The 17823-nt window shown below is 68.8% G+C and carries 18 protein-coding genes and 1 pseudogene; 8 read left to right on the top strand and 11 right to left on the bottom strand.

Annotated elements, in window-relative coordinates; genetic code table 11:
- Positions 1-14: 14 nt before the first annotated feature.
- From ACVCAG_RS25665 to ACVCAG_RS25640, 6 genes are all read right to left on the bottom strand, one after another.
- On the bottom strand, positions 15-590 hold the full coding sequence (locus ACVCAG_RS25665) for a hypothetical protein (protein WP_447190407.1): 576 nt from the start codon (positions 588-590) through the stop codon (positions 15-17).
- Positions 590-916, bottom strand: coding sequence for a PadR family transcriptional regulator (locus ACVCAG_RS25660; RefSeq protein ID WP_447190406.1), 327 nt, complete (start codon positions 914-916; stop codon positions 590-592). Before ACVCAG_RS25660 ends, ACVCAG_RS25665 begins: the two co-directional genes overlap by 1 nt.
- A 116-nt stretch (positions 917-1032) precedes the next feature.
- Complete coding sequence (locus ACVCAG_RS25655) at positions 1033-1629, bottom strand: hypothetical protein (RefSeq protein WP_447190405.1); 597 nt, start codon at positions 1627-1629, stop codon at positions 1033-1035.
- 185 nt (positions 1630-1814) lie between these two features.
- Positions 1815-2042: a hypothetical protein gene (locus ACVCAG_RS25650; protein ID WP_447190404.1), complete on the bottom strand. Its 228-nt coding sequence runs from the start codon at positions 2040-2042 to the stop codon at positions 1815-1817.
- A gap of 277 nt (positions 2043-2319) precedes the next feature.
- Entirely contained in the window at positions 2320-3582 is a 1263-nt protein-coding gene (locus ACVCAG_RS25645) for a hypothetical protein (protein WP_447190403.1), read from the bottom strand.
- 160 nt (positions 3583-3742) lie between these two features.
- A complete protein-coding gene (locus ACVCAG_RS25640; protein ID WP_440086769.1) occupies positions 3743-4969 on the bottom strand; it encodes a hypothetical protein in 1227 nt (408 codons plus the stop codon).
- Between the two features lie 679 nt (positions 4970-5648).
- Here ACVCAG_RS25640 and ACVCAG_RS25635 point away from each other — a divergent pair.
- Positions 5649-6120, top strand: a pseudogene (locus ACVCAG_RS25635) (transposase family protein); the annotation flags it as partial.
- A 15-nt stretch (positions 6121-6135) separates the two neighbouring features.
- On the opposite strand, the gene ACVCAG_RS25630 reads toward ACVCAG_RS25635, so the two are convergent.
- On the bottom strand, positions 6136-6279 hold the full coding sequence (locus ACVCAG_RS25630; RefSeq protein WP_440086836.1) for a hypothetical protein: 144 nt from the start codon (positions 6277-6279) through the stop codon (positions 6136-6138).
- A gap of 90 nt (positions 6280-6369) precedes the next feature.
- Between ACVCAG_RS25630 and ACVCAG_RS25625 the strand changes: the two genes are divergently transcribed.
- The 3 genes from ACVCAG_RS25625 (at position 6370) to ACVCAG_RS25615 (ending at position 7560) form a co-directional block, all read left to right on the top strand.
- Positions 6370-6492 (top strand): hypothetical protein, encoded by a 123-nt coding sequence (locus ACVCAG_RS25625; RefSeq protein ID WP_440086768.1) that lies wholly within the window; start codon positions 6370-6372, stop codon positions 6490-6492.
- Positions 6485-6973, top strand: a complete 489-nt coding sequence (locus ACVCAG_RS25620) for a hypothetical protein (protein WP_447190402.1) — start codon at positions 6485-6487, stop codon at positions 6971-6973. Before ACVCAG_RS25625 ends, ACVCAG_RS25620 begins: the two co-directional genes overlap by 8 nt.
- A 143-nt stretch (positions 6974-7116) precedes the next feature.
- Positions 7117-7560, top strand: a complete 444-nt coding sequence (locus ACVCAG_RS25615; protein WP_440086766.1) for an ester cyclase — start codon at positions 7117-7119, stop codon at positions 7558-7560.
- Positions 7561-7734: 174 nt separating this feature from the next.
- Here ACVCAG_RS25615 and ACVCAG_RS25610 read toward each other — a convergent pair whose 3' ends face one another.
- A complete protein-coding gene (locus tag ACVCAG_RS25610; RefSeq protein ID WP_447190401.1) occupies positions 7735-8280 on the bottom strand; it encodes a TetR/AcrR family transcriptional regulator in 546 nt (181 codons plus the stop codon).
- A gap of 123 nt (positions 8281-8403) precedes the next feature.
- On the opposite strand from ACVCAG_RS25610, the gene ACVCAG_RS25605 reads away from it, so the two are divergent.
- From ACVCAG_RS25605 to ACVCAG_RS25590, 4 genes are all read left to right on the top strand, one after another.
- A complete protein-coding gene (locus ACVCAG_RS25605; RefSeq protein WP_440086764.1) occupies positions 8404-9243 on the top strand; it encodes an oxidoreductase in 840 nt (279 codons plus the stop codon).
- A 166-nt stretch (positions 9244-9409) separates the two neighbouring features.
- Positions 9410-10177, top strand: coding sequence for a MerR family transcriptional regulator (locus tag ACVCAG_RS25600; protein ID WP_447190400.1), 768 nt, complete (start codon positions 9410-9412; stop codon positions 10175-10177).
- A gap of 227 nt (positions 10178-10404) precedes the next feature.
- Positions 10405-12636 carry a transglycosylase domain-containing protein gene (locus tag ACVCAG_RS25595; protein ID WP_440086761.1) on the top strand — a complete coding sequence of 744 codons (2232 nt, stop codon included), beginning with the start codon at positions 10405-10407 and terminating at the stop codon, positions 12634-12636.
- Positions 12637-12879: 243 nt separating this feature from the next.
- The gene (locus ACVCAG_RS25590; protein WP_447190399.1) at positions 12880-13200 is read left to right on the top strand and encodes a hypothetical protein; all 321 of its coding nucleotides are present in this window, start codon (positions 12880-12882) and stop codon (positions 13198-13200) included.
- A gap of 99 nt (positions 13201-13299) precedes the next feature.
- Here the strand turns inward: ACVCAG_RS25590 and ACVCAG_RS25585 are convergent, their stop codons facing one another.
- The 3 genes from ACVCAG_RS25585 to ACVCAG_RS25575 all read right to left on the bottom strand — a co-directional run bounded on the left by ACVCAG_RS25585 (position 13300) and on the right by ACVCAG_RS25575 (position 17785).
- The gene (locus ACVCAG_RS25585; RefSeq protein WP_447190398.1) at positions 13300-13779 is read right to left on the bottom strand and encodes a DUF1801 domain-containing protein; all 480 of its coding nucleotides are present in this window, start codon (positions 13777-13779) and stop codon (positions 13300-13302) included.
- A gap of 155 nt (positions 13780-13934) precedes the next feature.
- Positions 13935-14345: a VOC family protein gene (locus ACVCAG_RS25580; RefSeq protein ID WP_440086758.1), complete on the bottom strand. Its 411-nt coding sequence runs from the start codon at positions 14343-14345 to the stop codon at positions 13935-13937.
- A 107-nt stretch (positions 14346-14452) separates the two neighbouring features.
- Positions 14453-17785 (bottom strand): tetratricopeptide repeat protein, encoded by a 3333-nt coding sequence (locus tag ACVCAG_RS25575; RefSeq protein ID WP_447190397.1) that lies wholly within the window; start codon positions 17783-17785, stop codon positions 14453-14455.
- Positions 17786-17823: the final 38 nt, after the last annotated feature.

Genomic DNA, 17823 nt, shown 5'->3' with positions numbered 1-17823 from the left:
TTGGATTTTGCCCTCTATATATCATGCGGTTTAGGCTCACATGCCTTGCCATCAGGGCGGACTTCTGGGGGAATCGGAACATGGGAGGTGCCGTCAGGGTGAAACTCATGTCTGGCTAGCCATTTACGTTTGAGTCGGTCCTTGGTCGGCAGTAGAAAAAGGTAGACAACTACATATGCTCCCAGTTGGCCTATGAAAAACAGGTGGGTCACGGGCGACACAACCAACTGGCCTAGCATTAAACACAGGCTCGTCCAGAGCATGGTGGAGGCTACATACCGCTCATAGAAGAACCGTCCTTGGATATCGTCTCTGGCCCACCAGCGATATTTCCAGGGCACCTCGATGCCAACCCATCGGTAGAGAAGCCAGTGCCCTATCGGCGGACGCTCGCGCAGGCGCAGCATGAGCCCGCCGCGGAGTACGTCCAAGCCGTCATGCAAAGTCGGGCTGCTCTGGCCCGGCTCGGCCAGGTCCATCAAGGTGCTCAGGAGTTCGGGACCGCGAAACTCCCGGAAACGGGACGGGTAGGCCAGGCGCATCAGCAACCGGCAGCGGCGCTCGTAGGCGGTGGCGGCGTCGGAGGTCATCACATCCCCATCCCGGGCTGGAGGCGCAGGCGGCGCTGAGCGGTGGCGGCCAGGCGCGTCAGGCGGGCGGTCTCCTCGGCCAGCACCTGACGACCGTGGCCGGTGAGGTCGTAGTAGCGGCGGTGGCGGCCGGAGACGACCTCTTCTTTGACCACGACCACCAGTCCGTCGCCCGCCAGCCGATCCAGGGCGCCGTAGAGGGTGCCCGCGCCAAGGCGTACCCGCTCCTCGGACAGCTCCTGCACTGCTTTGATCACCCCGTAGCCGTGGAGCGGCCCGTGGGACAGGGCCAGCAGGATCAGGTAGCTCTGCTCACGTAATGCCATACTTGATATATATCGTCATTCGTACTATCGGTTCAAGAGCAACTACTACCCATGGCTCAGAGTTTCTTCACTGGTTTAAACGATCAAATTCCCCGCCGCCAGGTGAAAGCCCGAGGCTAGGTGGGGGTCGTCGTGGGGAGAAGGAGGGTGGGGGAGGCTTCGGTGAATCGCAGGGGGACGGGGCCGTAGCGTTCGGGGAGTTCGGCGGTTGCCTTTTGGAGGTCGGTGGTGCCTATCTCTACGGCGGCGCCGTCGAAGCGGGCGGCCACCGTGGTGATGGGGACACCCTTGCGGGTCCAGTAGTCGATGTCGTCGGTGATGCGCTGGGCCAGGGCCTCCAGGCGGCGAGCGGAGTGGGCAGCGTCGCGGAGTTCGACGGGGGCGGAGGGGAACCTGCTGCGCAGAGCGCTGTCCAGGGTGGAGGACGGGACGCGGTAGACGATCAGCTTGGAGCCGTCGATGGTTATCCCGGCGTACTGGTCGGGGTAGGTCTGGCGTAGGTACTCGCCGACGCGGTCGGCCAGGAAGGGCGCCTCGGCCTGGCCCGTGGGCGTGGAACTCGCGGCGGTGGGTTGGGGAACGGGTGGCGTGGGGCCTTCGGGGGTCGCGGCCGTGTCGCCGCCGGGGGCCGCGCATTCCGCCATGGTGGCGGCCAGGCATAGGGCCGCGCCCAGGACGGTGGCCGTGGTGCGGATGTGACGCCTCGCATTCATGAGGACGCCTCCGATCGTATTGTCCGACAAACAGTAGAACGAAAAGTGGACGGGATGCGTTCGAACCGAGCTTGGAAAGGTGACCCGCCGTTTCCGGGGAACGATCGGCTCATGGCGCGAAAAAGGGGTCGGCGCTGAGCGCCGACCCCTTTTCGGTCATTGCATGTCACACCCAATCCCGCCGATCATTCGGTGACGATGGTCATTCCAGGGAAGGCCGCGATCACGTTGCTCCACGGGGAGTAATACATGCGCCAGGCGCAGGTACGGCCGGCGGTCACATAACCGGTGCACGGTACGGAGGTGCCGTTGTCGCAGGCGGAGGCCACACCGGCGGCGTACACCCGGGTGTTGTCGCTGGGGTTCACGACCTCGACCGGACCGCCGCTGTCGCCCTCGCCGATCGCGGCCACCCGGCACCGGCCCGGTGTGCTCCACGGATCCCGTGGTCCAGGGCTTGACCGGGCCCGGCGCGCTCGCCGCCCGGGCGGTACCCATCCCGGCCGTGACCAGCACGATTCCCATTGCCACGACCAGATGACGTAACCGCGAGGTTCGTCGGGAGGTGTTCATCGGTGAGGTCCTCCCTGCGGGAGTCGATGAAACGGAAGCGTTCGGGTGGAACGACAAAAGGGAACCGGAGCCTTGGCCCCGGTCCCGATCACTCGACTCAGAAAGGTGTCAGGTCGGTCATCCAGGGATGATGGCGATGCCGGGGAACGCCGTGGTCGCGTTGCTCCACGGGGAGTAGTAGATGCGCCAGGTGCAGACGCGGCCGGTGGGCCGGTAGCCGGTGCAGGGGACCTGGGTGCCGAAGTCGGTGGCGGTGATGGTGCCGGCGGCGTAAACCTGGTTGGTGTTGGCCGGGTTGGTGACCTCGACCGGGCCGCCGCTGTCGCCGCCGCCGGCCGCGTTGGCGAACGCCTGCTGCTCGGCGCGGACGGTGCCCTGGATCAGCCAGCCCACGTTGATCGTGACGTTGACCGCAGTGACCTTGATGGTGCAGTTGGTGCCGGAGAAGCCGCCGGAGGTGCAGACGAACTGGCCGACGATCGAACTGGTGGGGCCGACCACGCTGCTGCTGAACTCCGTGGCGACGCTGCTGACGGGGTTGTTGAAGACTCGTCCCCCGGCGCTGGTGCCGATGAGGAGTACGTCACGGGAGGAGTTGCTGTGCGTGACGGTGCCGATGACCTGGCCGGTGGGATCCGCAGCGGTCTGGCCGACCGACGCGCAGTGCGCCGAGGTCAGCATCTTGGTGACGCCCTGGTAGGTCACCGCGAAACCGGTCGTGCAGGCGGGTGACGGAGTGCCCCACACCGAACCGCCCCACCACGGCGGGCTGTCGTCCCAGCGGCTGGCCACCTTGGGTTGCACACCGTGCTCAAGGGTGACCGGCACCGCCGCGCCGGAGATCGCCGCGCGGGCCGCGCCGGCCGAGGCAGTGGTGGCCTTCAGGCCTGAGCCGTCCTGAAGGGGCTCGATGGAGGTGATCAGATCGCGGTTCGCCCGGATGAGACGATTCGCCTCACCCTCCAGCTCACGCGCCGAGTACCGCGCCGGCAGGACGCTGATCGCCACGTCGCGCCTCAACCGGCCCACGAGGTCGTTGATCGCCTTGGCAGGTTTGCCCTTCCAGTACACGCGCAGTTCGCGGTTCTCCGGCGCCGCGATGACGCCGGCGTAGCCGTCGCCGCCGTCCGCCAGCGCGGCGGTGATCCGGTCTGCGGCCTTGACCATCTTCTGCTGATCGAGCAGCAGGTCCTTCCACGAGGCGTAGCCACCCGGCACCGGCCCGGTGTGCTCCACGGATCCCGTGGTCCAGGGCTTGACCGGGTCCGGTGCGCCGGCGGCCTGGGCGGTGCCCATCCCGGCGGTGGCGATCATGACGCCGACCGCTGTGGCGAGGTAACGTAATCGAGGTGACCTGTGGTTTCTCGGGGGGTTGTTCACCTTTGGATCCTCCTGAGCGACGAACTCGGCATTTCCGGCAAGCGACGGCCGATCAGTACTTCGTCCACGTCGGCTGGGGCCTGGTCGGCCGCGTGCGGGCGACGATCAGGGGCCGGCGCCTGTGCACCGGCCCCTGATCGCTCGAATCAGATCTCGTGGATCATCCGAGGGTGATGGCGATACCGGGGAAAGCGGCGGTCGCGTTGCTCCACGGCGCGTAGTACATCCGCCAGGCACAGATGCGGCCGCTGGTCACATAGCCGGTGCAGGGCACCGCGGTGCTGCTGTCGATCGCGGTGTTGACGCCCGCCGCGTACACCTGGGTGGTGTTGGCCGAATTGATGACCTCCACCGGGCCGCCGCTGTCGCCCTGGCCGACCGCGTTGGTGTGCGCCGACTGCTCGGCCCGCACCGTGCCCGTGATCAGGTAGCCCACATTGATCGTGACACCGACCTGCTGCACCTGGATGCTGCAGTTGGTGCCCGAGTACGCGCCGGAGGTGCACACCCACAGGCCCACGTAGGAACTGGAGGTGCCGATGACCGAGTTGCTGAACTCCGGCGAGATGGAGCCGGGGTTGTTGTTGTAGACCCGGCCCGCGGAGGTGCCGTTGATCAGCAGCACGTCAAGGCCGTTGTTGTCCGGCGAGATCGAGCCGATCACCTGGCCGGTCGGGTCGGTGGCCGTCTGGCCGGCGTTGCCGCAGTGGCCCGCGGACAGCATCCTGCTCGTCCCGCCGTAGGTGACGGCGAAGCCCGTCGAGCAGCCGCCGCCGGTGCTGGCGTTACGCCAGGCCGCGCCGCCCCACCAGGGCGGGGAGTCGTCCCAGCGGGTGGCCAGCGTCGGCTTGACGCCGACCTCCACGGTGACCGGCACCGCCGAGTCGGCGACCTTCGAGCGGGTGAGGCCGTAGTCGGCACCCGATACCGTGAGGCCCGAGCCGTCGACGTTCGGCGCGATCGCCGTGATCACGTCGCCGGACGTGCGGGCCAGGCGTTTCATCTCCCGATCCAGCTCGCGGGCCGAGTAGGCGGCGGACAGGACGCTGACGGGCACCTCTTGGCGCACCTGGCCCAACAGGTCGCGGACGGGCTTGGGGGTGTCCCCCTTCCAGTAAATGCGCAGCTCATGGTTCTCCGGCGCGGCCACGATGCCGGCGAACCCGGCGCCGCCCTGCGCCTTGACAGCGGCGGTGACGCGGTCGGCGGCCTTGACCAGTTTCTCCTGGGTGGACAGCAGGTCCTTCCAGGAGGCGAAACCGCCCGGGATCGCGCCGGCCGGCTCGATGGGCCGGGTGGTGGTGTCCTTGACGGGGGCGGGGGCGGGGGCCGCGACGGCCTGCCCGGCGCCCATCCCGACAAGGACGAGGGTGGTGCAAAGCGCCACTGCCAGACGACGGGGGGATCGCAGAGATCTTGTGGCAGTTGGGGGGATTTCCACCGGAATGCTCCTCTGTGGGACGCTTGTTTGGATGCATCCGGTATTCCATGCATTAAGTGGTTAATCAATGACTTGACTCCAGTTATTAGAGCTGGTAAAGCATCGGCCGCACGCCGGTATTCCGGCTTCGCGTCTACGGGGAGGTAATAACGGTCGCTGGAGCTTGACCTGCGGATATATATTTACAGGCCTCCATAATTCCGGCCGATGGCACATGCCATTAGTTGTCCGCTTCTGGACATGGCGGAAAAGTGATGATCATCGCTTGAGGGCGTCCTTGGGCGGCCAAGCGCATAAGAAAGCCGTTACCGGCAGGTAGTCCTGGCAAACTAACCTCGACGTTTCGTGAGGGTGTTTGGGTCGCGTACCGAGCGCTTTTCAGCCTGCTTCACGGATCCGCGGGACGTGAATTGCCTTGACCGGTCGACCTGCTCTTTCGGGGCGGCAGCGTGGTTTCCGTAGGATCCGCCGACTCTTCAGCTGCGCATTGAACGATTTTCATCCTCCTGTAACGGTCTGCTGATCACGGGGTGACCGCGGACTCGGTGTTCGCCTGGCGAATGTAGAAAGCTCCTGGTAGACGGGTTGATCACCACAACCAGGCCGTCGGGACCAGGAGCTTCGAGTGCTTTTCTACCGTGCCGCCGTGGATTTGCCGCGTTCAACGCTGAACTACGTGGCCGGGCTGATCCGCCGGCGGCGCAAAGCGATCGGGTCGCCATGGCGGCTGCTCAATCCTGGGTGGCAGGCGCTACTGGTCTTGGTCTACTCATCCGCACCGATCGAATGCGGGCCGGCCGCCCTTACTGCTTTGCCAAGCACCGCCGCCCGGATCCGGGGCATCACGCACGCGTTGGACGCGCACGGGATCCCCACTCCGGTCGACAAGGCCTATCAAGGTGCGGGCGCCCGGACGGTGATCACCCCGTACAAGAGCAAGGAAAGGAACAAATTCGAACAGCAGAAATGAGCCAACCGCTCACACGCCACACTCCGCGGACCCGGAGAACGTGTGAACGCCCAGCTCAAACGCCGACGCATTCTCCGGAAACCCATGTTGCAGCCCCGGCAAAACCGGCCACCTCGTCAAGGCCATCGCCGGGCCCTGCTGGTTAACTCGGCATCAGCATGACCCGCAATGCGCCGACGGCGGGCAGGTGCCGCAGCCACGCCGGGGAGAACGGCGCATACACGGCCGCCATCAGCGCATACCCATCAGCGCCGTAAACCAGGGCGAGCTGTTCCTGCTTGGTCAAGGTGGTCGGCGGATGGAGTTCTACCGGGAGTCGGGCACAGCACCTCTGGATCAGGCGGAGGTGATCCTGTGCCGTTGATGGTGTGAGGCGATGCTCGACAAGGATCCCGAAGCCGACCAGATCCGTAAGGCCGCGCTGGAGGGCACTTTGCCCGTCGCCACCCTCGCCGATGTTCTCGATCGCCGAGAGCGGCAGGGGCAGCCCCTTGAGTGAACCCGAAGAGGAGGGATGGCCTTGCTATTTCTCCGAAGGGGTCGCGGAACCCCTGGCCGGTGCTCAGATCAGCCCGACGTTGTTTTCAGCGGTTGTCGCACTATCCGTTGAGATCAACGAGACGAGAGGTGATGTCTCCGGTCGCACCGCCTCCGTCCAGTGGCCGCAGCGGCGCGGGGTTCCGCTCGGCAAGGACGGGATCTTGGGCGTCACCGAGTACGTCGTCGTCGCAGACGCGGCCGAGCCGCACCGCATCATCACACGTGTCCGGCTGTATCAGACGGCGATGCGACGGAAGCCTCGCCGAACGTCGTGTCAGACGTTGCAGGGGCATCACCGAGGCTTACACGCTCTGTGGGAAACCGGCATCGTGGCGTTCGATCTCACAGGCGCCGTCGCCCCTGCGGCAAGCGCCTTTGCCCTTGTTGCCGTCGGTGTGGGCCGGGACGTGTTCCTTGACATGGGTATGGTGCCGACTTGATCGGCGGCTGACCCCTCGGTGGATATCATAAAGGGTTAATAGTTGAATTCTATGAGGCTTAATTCACCGAATAGGCGCTGAGGCATTTTCATCTCGATTCATTCAGGGGCGTTGGGCGGCCCCAACGCCGGTGAGGCGCGACCATGTCCACTTTTTGGGACCTCAAGCACCGATTGTGTGAGGCGATCAACGCTCACGACCTGCAAGAGGTGCTCGACTGCTACGCTCCGGACGCCGTCTATGTCGCACCATCGGGCGTGATGGAAGGCCGGGAACAGATCGCCTGGCTCTACGAGCAGTTGTTCGTCGGCTTCCCGGACCTGCATCTGGCGGCGTGGTTCGAGATCGATGAACACGACAACCCGGCTGTCACGGAATGGACGGTTACCGGGACGCATTCTGGACCTTATCTCCTGCCGGATGGGCGCGAAATAGAAGGAACCGGTCGTCGCATCACTGTCCGCTCCACATGCTCGACTTTCGTCGAGAATGACAAGATAAAAACGCACCGGGAATACTACGACCAGTTGGAGCTGTACAGCCAGCTCGGCTACGGCTTGACGGAGCTCAAGCCCGCATCCGTGTAGGTCCGGACATCATCAGCGGGCCGGGAGAGGTATCGAACCCCGCCGCGTGAAGTCGGGTCAGGGGGCGTCCGGTCCAGGCTGTCACCGCGGTTCACGGTTCGACCGGGGCCGGCGGTGAAGTGCCCGTGAAGCGCGACCACCCGGCTGTTCCGCCGGAGCACGAAAGATCCGCGGCTATCGCCGTCCGACGCCGTTGAGCAGCGTGTCGACGACGAGATCGGTGGCCTGAGGGGGTTCGAGCAGGGGGAACCGGTGAGCGGCGGTGTCGACGAGGTGATCCAGCATGGCGCGGGCCCAGTCGGCGGGCACGTCGGCGCGTAGCAGGCCTTCGTCGGCCGCCCGCTGGACGAACCTGTCGAGCCGCGCGCTCTGTTCCTCCCTGCGGGCACTCGCGGCCGGATTCGCGCGCATCATCCGGCGCACGTCCACCGGCCACTCCCGGCTGACCGGGACTATGCCCTCCACGTACCGGTGCAGCGCCACCGCCACCTGGGCCTCGACGAGCCGGGCCTGGTCCAGCACCCGCTCGGAGGAGTCGAGTTTCGCCTGGAAGATGGCCGCGAGCAGGGCCTCCTTGGTGGGAAAGCGCCGGTAGACGGTCCGCCGGTCGACTCCGGCCTCGGCGGCGATCGTGCCGATGCTGGTCGACGGGTCCTCGGCCAGCAGGCGGGCACCCGTATGCAGGACCGCGGCGAGATTGCGGGCGGCATCAGCTCTCATGATCCCGCCAGTGTACTGAGGTGTGACATCTGTCTACTTGACATACACAAGTGTGAGGCACAAACTCATTTTAGTGTCACACTGGTGTGACATATAGATGACACCCTGCCTGAAGGAGGCACAGTGATCAGGACCTGGCTCATCACCGGAAGTTCACGCGGTTTCGGACGTGAACTCGCGGTGGCCGCACTCGAGCGCGGAAACCGGGTGGTCGCCACCGCCCGCCGGCCGGAACAGCTCGACGACCTCGTGCGGAAGTACGGCGACCACGTGCGTACGTTCGCCCTCGACGTCACCGACGCCGGGGCCGCACGCGCCGCCGTACGGCTGGCCGTCGACGAGTTCGGCGGGCTCGACGTGGTGGTGAACAACGCCGGCTACGCCAACTCCTCCCCGATCGAGGAGACCCCGGACGAGGACTTCCGCGCGCAGGTCGAGGCCAACTTCTTCGGCGTCGTCAATGTCACGAAGGCCGCCCTGCCGGTGCTGCGCGCCCAGCGTTCCGGGCACATCCTGCAGTTCTCCTCCATCGGCGGGCGCGTGGGCGGGTCCCCCGGCCTGGCCGCCTACCAGTCCGCGAAGTTCGCGGTCGAGGGCTTCTCGGAGGTGCTCAACAACGAGGTGAAGCCGCTGGGCGTCAAGGTCACCATCATCGAGCCCGGGGGGTTCCGCACCGACTGGGCCGGGTCGTCCATGCGCATCCCGGCCGTGGGACCGGACTACGAGGAGACCGTCGGCGCGATGAACCGGCGGCGCGCGGGCTTCGACCGGATGGCACCGGGCGACCCGGTGCGAGCGGCGCGCATCATTCTCGACACCGTTGACCTCGACGAGCCGCCACTGCGTCTGCTGCTCGGATCGGACGCGGTGGACCTGGCCGAGAAGTCGTCCCGCGCCCGCGCCGCCGAGGCCGCGCGGTGGGCGGAGGTGAGCCGCTCCGCTGACTTCCCGCCCGGCGAGTGAGCCCTCCCCGCCACCCGGCCAGGACACGAGCCCACCGGCTCGGGTATGGCGTTCGCACGTCGTCCGACCTGCCGCTCCCGGCTTGACTTTGCCGCTGCGTCAACATCTAGCGTCATGGACGAGCCGGAAGATCCGGCTCGGTGACGGTGGGAACGGGTGGCAGGCCATGGCGTGGTCGATCGCACAGGTGGCGCGGATGTCGGGAGTGACGTCGAGGACCCTGCGCCACTACGGCGAGATCGGGCTGCTGGCACCCGCCTGGGTCGGCGGGAACGGCTACCGCCACTACGAGGAGGACCAGCTGCTGCGACTGCAGCAGATCCTGGTACTGCGGGAGCTCGACCTCGGCCTCGCCGAGATCAAGAAGATCGTCGACCGGCACACCGACCCGGTGGCGGCACTGCGCGAGCACCATCGGCGGCTGCTGGGAGAGCGTGACCGGCTGGACGCGGTGGCCCGCGTGGTGGCTCGCACCATCACCGAACTCCAGAAGAGCGAAGGGAAGGGTGAGATGTCCAAAATCAGCAGGCCGGAGAATCTGTTCGAGGGATTCGACGGGGCGCGGTACGGCGCGCAGGCCCGCGAGCGGTGGCCGGAGCACTGGGAACGGTCCGGGCAGCAGGAGCTCCTGGACACCGTGACTCCGCAGGAGCTCGACCGCATGGGGCGGGAGGCCACGGCGGGAATGATCCGGATGGCCGAGCTCATGGCCGCCGGCACGCCCGCCGACGACCCCGTGGTTCTCGCCGAGCTCGACGTCCACTACCGGCACATGGCCCGGTTCTGGACGCCGACCGCGGCGGAGTACGCGCACCTGGGCCGGATGCAGGCCGACGACGAACAGTTCAGGGCGAACCACGAGCGGATCGCCGAGGGCCTGGCCGCGTACATGAGCGACGCCATGACCGCGTACGCGCACGCCCGGCTGAGCTGATCCTCGCCGGATGAGCCGAAGGAGCTGCAGATCCTTCGGCCGTCGTCCGAGCCCGGCCGACGCGGGGATCTCCGACGAGGTCGGGCCCGACAGCCGATGGCGACGTGGCGGGCCGGTGCTCCGCGGGGGAGATGCGGCCGCCGGGGCCTCTGAGCCGCCCCGGAAGATGACCGCGCATCGCGCAACGCGTGCGAGGAGCACCTTGAAAACCCCATAATCTATGGCTTATGGCTGAACGGGGTGAAGGACAGTCGGGGGTCGCGTCCAAGATCGGGCGGCTCGCCGCCATCGGAGCGGCCGCGGGTCTGCTGGTCGCGGGAATCGCGTTGCCGGCCGTGGGAGGCGTGGGTCTCGGCTTCGTGTCGGCGACCAACGAGCTGAATCTCAAACCCGAGGACCTCGTCGAACCTCCGCCCGCGGAGGTCTCGATCGTGCAGGACGCCAGGGGCAAGGAGATCGCGCGGTTCTACGAGGAGTACCGCGAGGTCGTCAACCTCGACCAGATCGCCGAGGTCATGAAGACGGCGATCATCTCGATCGAGGACTACCGGTTCTACCAGCACGGCGCGATCGACCTTGAGGGCACGATCCGCGCGTTCGCCAAGAACCTGCACGCGGGCGGGGTGAGCCAGGGCGGATCGAGCATCACCCAGCAGTACGTCAAGCAGGTCCTGCTCAACTCCGCCGACACCGACGAGGAGAAGAGCAAGGCGCTGGAGGCCAGCTACGCGCGCAAGCTCAACGAGCTGCGTCACGCGATGGCGGTGGAGGAGAAGTACACCAAGGACGAGATCCTGGGCAAGTACCTGAACATCGCCTACTTCGGCGCGAGCGCCTACGGTGTGGAGGCGGCGGCCAAGCGGTTCTTCGGTGTCGGGGCCGGCGAGCTCACCCTGCCGCAGGCGGCGACGCTGGCGGGCGCCGTGCAGGACCCCAACGCCACCGACCCCAACCTGGGCAGGAAGCAGCGCGAGCGGTTGCTGCACCGGCGCAACGTCGTGCTGGACCGGATGGCCGAACTCGGCAAGATCACCCCGGCCGAGGCAGCTCAGGCGAAGGCCACCAAGCTCGGCTACAAGGGGACGAAGTTTCCCGGTGGCTGCGAGTCCAGTGACTACCCGTACTTCTGCATCTACGTCCGCAACGAGATCCTGCGCAACCCCGACTTCGGCAAGACGGCCAAGGCCCGCGAGGACTTCCTCAACCGCGGCGGCCTGACGATCAGGACCACGATCAACCCGACCATGCAGGCGGCGGCGGACAGGGCGATCAGGAAGTGGGTCCACCCCTCCGACAAGCCGGTGGCGGCCGAGGCCCTGGTCCAGCCGGGTACCGGAGCGATCAAGGCCATGGCGGCCAGCCGCCCGTACGGCCGGAGCAAGGCCAGGAACGAGATCTCCTACAACCTCGTCGCGGACGCCGCGCACGGCGGCGGCGTCGGCCTGCAGGCCGGCTCGACCTTCAAGACGTTCACCCTGCTCACCGCGCTGAAGCAGGGCATGAAGGTGAACGACGGATTGTCGGCCGGGGCCGGTTTCCGCGCCTCGGGTTACTCGGCGTTCCAGAACTGCAAGGGCGAGAACATCGGCGACCCGTCGCACACCGTCACCAACGACGAGGGCAACCCCGGCTGGAAGAGCCTGCAGACCGGCACCTGGGATTCGGTGAACACGTTCTTCATGGCGCTGGAGCAGCGCGTCGGCCTCTGCGAGACGATCAAGACCGCCAAATCGCTGGGCATCCACCGCTCCGACGGGCTCGACCTCCTGGAGTTCTCGACGTTCACGCTCGGCACCAACGAGATGGACCCGGTGACCGTGGCCAACGCGTACGCCGCGATCGGCGCGCGCGGCAAGTACTGCTCGCCGATGGCGATCACCCGGATCACCGACAGGAACGGCAAGGCCACCGATTACAAGCCCAAGTGCCGCCAGGCGCTCGACCCCGAGGTCGCCGACGCGGCGGCCGACGTGCTGTCCGGTGTGTTCACCAAGGGCACGATGCGGGCCGTCGGCGGCATCGGCCGCGACGCGGCGGGCAAGACCGGCACCACCGACAGCTCCGCCACCGCGTGGTTCGCCGGGTTCACCCCGGACCTGGCCGGCGCGGTCAGCATCGGCGACCCGCGCGGCTCGCAGGACTACAAGCTGAACGGCGTCACGATCGGCGGACGCTACTACGGCTCGGTCTTCGGCGCCAGCATCCCGGGTCCGATCTGGAAGGACACGATGCTGGCGGCGCTGAAGAACGTCGAGCCGACGTCGTTCACCCCGATCAACACGGAGCGGTTCGGCGGTTGCGGCCAGAGCTGCCAGCCCGCGCCGCCCCCGTCGGACGACGACGGGGACTCCATCGAGCTCAACGGCCCCGACGACTCCGGCGGTTTCGACAGGCCCGGCGGTCGCGGCAACGGCAACGGTCGTGGCGGCCAGAACCCCTTCGGCGAGGGCGACGGCTGACGGGGAGTCAGGGCGGCGTCGGCAGGCGCTGCGGACCGGCCTGGTCGATCATCTGAGGCCGCACGTCATCCGCTTGCTCGGGTCGGCACCGTCCTGTTCGACGGTGCCGGACCCGAGCTGGAACATCTGGACATCGTGGACACTCGCGTGATCTTATTCAGCGGCCTCGCCTGTCACAGGGACCGCTGTCACGGGGACCGCCGCCGGGCAGACGCGGGAGCAGGCCACCGGGCAGGTGATCTCATGATCCGGCGACGGCCCTCTCTCCCTCGCGGACGCCACCGCGACGGCCAGGCCGCGGCCCCCGCGCCCCACTACACCTGGGACCACGAAGCCCGTGCCGAGGCCGCGACGCTGGAGATCACCTGGCCCGGCTGGTCCGTCCTCCACGGAACCGGCAGCCGGTTCTTCCACGCCATCGCCACCTGGCCCACCCCAGAACCACCGCTCATCTGTGACCGTACGGTCGAGGGCCTCAAAGGACAGATGCGCGAAGCCGAGATGACCGCCCTCCTCCAGCGGTGGGCACCCGCCTTCCCTCCGGCCGTCACCGGCCGCTTCTGAGCGGTCACGGCGGTCCCGTCCCTTCCCCGGCCCGGGACCGCCGTGCCGTCGGAGACGTACCGCGCGAGGCGACAGGGGTGCTCGCCCGATACGTGGACCTCAGCTCACGGCCTTCTTGACGAGCTTCGTGAGCGCCGCCTCGCCGGCTTCGCTCAACGTCGTCAGGGCGTAAGCCGTCGGCCACATGCCATCGTCGTCATCGAGGTTCGCCTCCACGGTGAACCCCAGCGAGGAGTAGCGTTCCTTGTCCGCCTGCCCGCTGCGGAAGAAGCACACCACCTTCCCCGCCCTGGCGTAGGCGGGCTGGCCGTACCACAGCTTCGGCGCCAACTCCGGGGCGGCGGCCGTGACGACGGCGTGCACACGCTCGGCCAGCGCGCGGTCCGGCGGCGCCATCTCGGCGATCTTCGCGAGCACGGCTCGCTCATCGGCCGCCGCCCTGCCCGTGCCCCGGCCGCGGCGAGCATCGCTCTTCAGCTCCGCCGCGCGCTCCTTGATGGCGGCACGCTCCACATCGGAGAATCCCTCCTCTGCGGGCGCGTCCTGCTCGTTGTCGTCGGTTTTCGATGCGGCGCTCATTGATGTAACGCTCCTTTCGGTGGTTGCCGTGGCAATCGCGCTGACTGCAGGGGGGCGGGCCGATGAAGTAGCCGGAACACCCGCCCCCGGGTGCCTCCGCCGCGATGACGGTGATCCGGCCTCCGGCGGCCGTCAGAAGGGCCACGGGATTCGGCTCAGCGCAGCTCCTGGATGCGGATCATGTTGCCCGCGGGGTCGCGGAAGGCGCAGTCGCGAATCCCGTACGGCTGCTCGACCGGCTCCTGGACCACCTCCGCGCCGCCGGCCTCCACCCGCTCGAAGGTGCCGTCGAGGTCGTCGGTGGCCAGGAGGATGCCGGCGTAGGTGCCCTTGGCCATCATCTCGGCGATGGTACGGCGCTCGTCGTCCGTGACGCCGGGGTCGGCGACCGGCGGCTGCAGGACGACGGAGATGCCCGGCTGGTCGGCGGGGCCGACCGTGATCCAGCGCATCCCGTCGTATCCGACGTCGTTGCGCACCTCGAAACCAAGAACGTCGCGGTAGAAGGCCAGGGACGCGTCCGGGTCGTCGTGCGGCAGGAAACTCGCGTGAATGGTGATATTCATGCAGGTAACGCTAGGTGCGGTGTGGGGGTGCGCGCTTCTCGATTCCTGACCGGTCTGCCGCCTGCCTCGCCACGCACGCACCCCGGCGGCCCGGTTCGACGCGGGGATCACGTCGTGCCGGGAGTGATCCCGTACCGCCGGAGCCGTTCGGCCTCGCCGACGCGGCCCAGCCGTCTCAGCAGGCCGATCGCCTGTCGCAGGGCACCGGGGAGGCCCAGCTCGGCGGCGCGCAGGTGGGCGAGGACCGCCCTGTCCGGGTGGCCGGTCTCGCGCAGCAGGACGGCGGTCCAGGTCAGGGCGTCGACGTCGCCCGCTTCGGTACGGGCGCTCAGCCAGGTGAGGGCCTCCTCCGCCCGGCCCGTCTCGTACATCAGGTCGACCGCGTGGTCCAGGGCGTCGGTGTCGCCGGTCTCGGCACGGGCCCGGAGCCAGGTGACCGCCTCCGCAGAACGGCCCAGCTGGTACAGCAGGGCGGTGAACCGCCCGAGGGCGCCGACGTCGCCGGTCTCGGCGCGGGCCCGCAGCCAGGTGATCGCCTCCTCGGCCCGTCCGGTCTCCTGGAGCAGCTCGACCGCCTTCCACAGGGCGTCGGTGTCGCCGGTCTCGGCGCGGGCCCGCAGCCAGGTGATCGCCTCCTCGGTACGGCCCGCCCGCTGGAGCAGCTCGACCATCCGCCAGCCGGCGTCGGCGTTCCCGGCGTCGGCGGCGTGCCGGTAGGCGGCGAGGGCCTCCTCCGTACGGCCCGTCTCCTGGAGCAGCTCGACCATCCGCCAGCCCTCGCCGGTGTGCCCGGTCTCGGCGGCACGCCGGTACGCGGCCAGGGCCTCCTCCAGGTGGCCCTTCCGGTGCAGCAGGGCGGCCATCGACCAGTGCGAACCGGCGTTTCCCGCCTCGGCGGCGCGCCGGTGGGCGGCGATCGCCTCCGTGGTCCGCCCCGCCCTCTCCAGAAGGTGCGGCAGCAGATCGAGGGCGGGGCGGTCGCCGGTCTCCGCGCGGGAGTACAGCCAGGTGATCGCCTCCCAGGACCGGTTCGACTCCCGCAGCAGCTCGACCGCCTCCTCGAGCGCCAGTCGGTCGCCGGTCTCGGCACGGGCCCTCAGCCGGGTGATCGCCTCCTCGATCTGTCCCGTCCGCCGGAGGAGGCCGATCGATCGCCAGTAGGCGTAGGTGTCGCCGGTCTCGGCACGGGCGCTCAGCCAGGTGATCGCCTCCTCGGTCCGTCCCGTGTACTGGAGCAGCTCGACGGTCTTCGAGATCGCGCGGTGGTCACCCTTCTCCGCGCGGGGTCGCAGCCAGGTGATCGCCTCTTCGGCCCGTTCCGACTCCCGCAGCAGCTCGACCGCCTCCCACAGGGCACCGGTGTCACCCGTCTCGGCGCGGATCCGCAGCCAGGTGATCGCCTCCTCGGTCCGTCCCATCTCCCGCAGCAGGGCGACGGCCTGCTTGAGGACGTGGCCGTCGCCGGTTCTCGCGGCGCGACGGCAGGCGGCGATCGCCTCCTCCCTGCGGCCGGTCCTGTACAGCAGGGACGCCAGCCACTCCGGGGCGTCGACGTTCCCGGTCCTCGCGGCGCGCATGTAGGCGGTGAGGGCCTCCTCGTGGTGTCCCGCCCTGTCGAGGAGCGCCGCGGTCCAGACGGGAAGGCCGGCGTCGCCGAACCAGTCGTGGGCCCACAGCCAGGTGAGCGCCTCCTTGACCCTTCCCCCGTCCACGAGCAGGGCGATCGCCTCCCTCGGGGCATCGGCGTCTCCCGCCTCCGCGGCGCGCAGATAGGCGGCGATCGCCCTCTCGCGGTGTCCGGCCCTGTGGAGGACGGCGGCGCGCCGGCCGATGGCCCGGGCGGTGTCCGGCCCGCCGTGGATCCGCAGCCAGGTGAGCGCCTCCTCGGTACGTCCCGTCTCCCCGAGCAGGGCGATCGCCTGCCTCGGGGCGTCGGGGTCGCCGGCCGTGGCGGCGGCCCCGTACAGCAGGAGGGCGTGGTGGTAGAGACCGCGGGCCCGGGCCTGGGCGGCGAGGCGCGGCAGGTCCTCGGGGTCGGCGTGGGAGGCCAGCGCGTCCCACAGGGCCGCGGGAGCGGGACGCGTACGGCGCTCGGCGCGACCGAGCTGTTCCAGGTAGCCCGCCAGCCGGTAGCGAGGGTGCGCGGACGGCTCGTCGTGGCGGGGGCGGACGCGCGTGAGGGGGCCGTGGGCACCGCAGGCGTAGGCCAGGGCCCGTTCGAACCAGTCCCGGGGCAGGGAGCCGTACTCGTGGTCGGTCAGGTAGTCGAACGCGGCGGTCTTCAGGAGGGCGTGCGGAAGGGCGGGACCGTGCCCCGTGCGCCGGGCGTCCATCGCGGCCTCGATCACGGCCTTGGCCGGGGCGGGCGCGTTGCGGTAGCGCTCCACCATGCCGGGCACGCCGGTCAGGTACTGGGTGATCCGGCCGTCGCGGGCCCCGGCGTACGCGCGCTCCAGGCGCGGATCGCCGCCCGCCGCGCCGCGTACCGCCTCCAGGGAGGGGCCGGTGAAACGGCCGGGGACGTGGATGGCCGCGCCGGTCACCAGCGCCCGCGCCTGGGTACGGGGGTCGGTGCCGCCGCTCGCTGCGGGAGCCGCGGTGAGGGCGGCCCAGTATTCGGGCCAGAGGGTGCCCAGGACCAGCACCGGGCCGCGCTCCGGGTCGCTCACCAGTGCCCGCAGCCCGGCGGCGACGCGCTCACCCATGCCGCCGGCCGGGGTGAGCAGGTAGGACTGCGACTCGTCGAGCCACACGACGGTCCGCGGCGCGAGGGAGCTCAGGGCGAGGGCGGTCGTCTCGGGACGGCCGGGATCGGCCGGGCACCACAGCCGCCATCCGCCGGGCAGCAGTCGCACGGCCTCCCAGCAGGCCCGGGTCTTGCCGGTCGACGAGTCGCCGACCAGCATCGCGACCGCGCTGCGTCCGGCCGTCGCCCGACGTACGACGGCGGCCAGGTGGTCGTCATGGGGGCGCGGGACGTAGGCGGGCAGGCCGGCCATTCCGGCGGCCTGCGCGCCCGCCTCGATCGCCCGGTGCACCCCCAGCGAGAACGGGTCGGCCAGCGAGCGGATCGGCAGTCCGGCCGGCGAACCCAGGCGGGCCCTCCGCCAGATCTCGCGACCCCGGTCGGCGGCGTCGGCGGGATCACGCCGGGCCAGGCGGGCCAGGACGGTGATGACCGCCGTCAGGTCGGCCTGGCTGGGAGGCGTCTCCGCCGAGGCCAGTATCCGGCGGACGGTGTCGCGTCCGGGGGCGCCGGGGCCGGGGATGTCGCCGGAGACTCCCTCGGCGATGTCGTCGAGAGTGGGGGCGCCGGCTTCCAGGTACAGCTCGTGCAGCAGGTCTCTGAGGTCACGTAGCGGTCCCGGAGGGGACTGCGAGCTGACGAACAGGAGTGGTCGCCGCCGTACGTCGCCGCTGTTCTCATCGCCGTTGTTCATTTCTTGTTGCCACTCATCGCAACATCATCGCTCGCTAT

This window comes from Streptosporangium sp. G12 (assembly GCF_052983175.1).
Note: the sequence above shows the minus strand (reverse complement) of the source record. Positions and strands in the feature narration are given on the sequence as shown.

Bases quoted from the DNA above. Each gene is read 5' to 3' on its own strand.
- ACVCAG_RS25665 (WP_447190407.1), bottom strand. From the start codon at position 590: ATGACCTCCGACGCCGCCACCGCCTACGAGCGCCGCTGCCGGTTGCTG.
- ACVCAG_RS25660 (WP_447190406.1), bottom strand. From the start codon at position 916: ATGGCATTACGTGAGCAGAGCTACCTGATCCTGCTGGCCCTGTCCCAC.
- ACVCAG_RS25655 (WP_447190405.1), bottom strand. From the start codon at position 1,629: ATGAATGCGAGGCGTCACATCCGCACCACGGCCACCGTCCTGGGCGCG.
- ACVCAG_RS25625 (WP_440086768.1), top strand. From the start codon at position 6,370: ATGCTCGACAAGGATCCCGAAGCCGACCAGATCCGTAAGGCCGCGCTG.
- ACVCAG_RS25615 (WP_440086766.1), top strand. From the start codon at position 7,117: ATGTCCACTTTTTGGGACCTCAAGCACCGATTGTGTGAGGCGATCAAC.
- ACVCAG_RS25610 (WP_447190401.1), bottom strand. From the start codon at position 8,280: ATGAGAGCTGATGCCGCCCGCAATCTCGCCGCGGTCCTGCATACGGGT.
- ACVCAG_RS25600 (WP_447190400.1), top strand. From the start codon at position 9,410: ATGGCGTGGTCGATCGCACAGGTGGCGCGGATGTCGGGAGTGACGTCG.
- ACVCAG_RS25595 (WP_440086761.1), top strand. From the start codon at position 10,405: ATGGCTGAACGGGGTGAAGGACAGTCGGGGGTCGCGTCCAAGATCGGG.
- ACVCAG_RS25590 (WP_447190399.1), top strand. From the start codon at position 12,880: ATGATCCGGCGACGGCCCTCTCTCCCTCGCGGACGCCACCGCGACGGC.
- ACVCAG_RS25585 (WP_447190398.1), bottom strand. From the start codon at position 13,779: ATGAGCGCCGCATCGAAAACCGACGACAACGAGCAGGACGCGCCCGCA.
- ACVCAG_RS25580 (WP_440086758.1), bottom strand. From the start codon at position 14,345: ATGAATATCACCATTCACGCGAGTTTCCTGCCGCACGACGACCCGGAC.
- ACVCAG_RS25575 (WP_447190397.1), bottom strand. From the start codon at position 17,785: ATGAACAACGGCGATGAGAACAGCGGCGACGTACGGCGGCGACCACTC.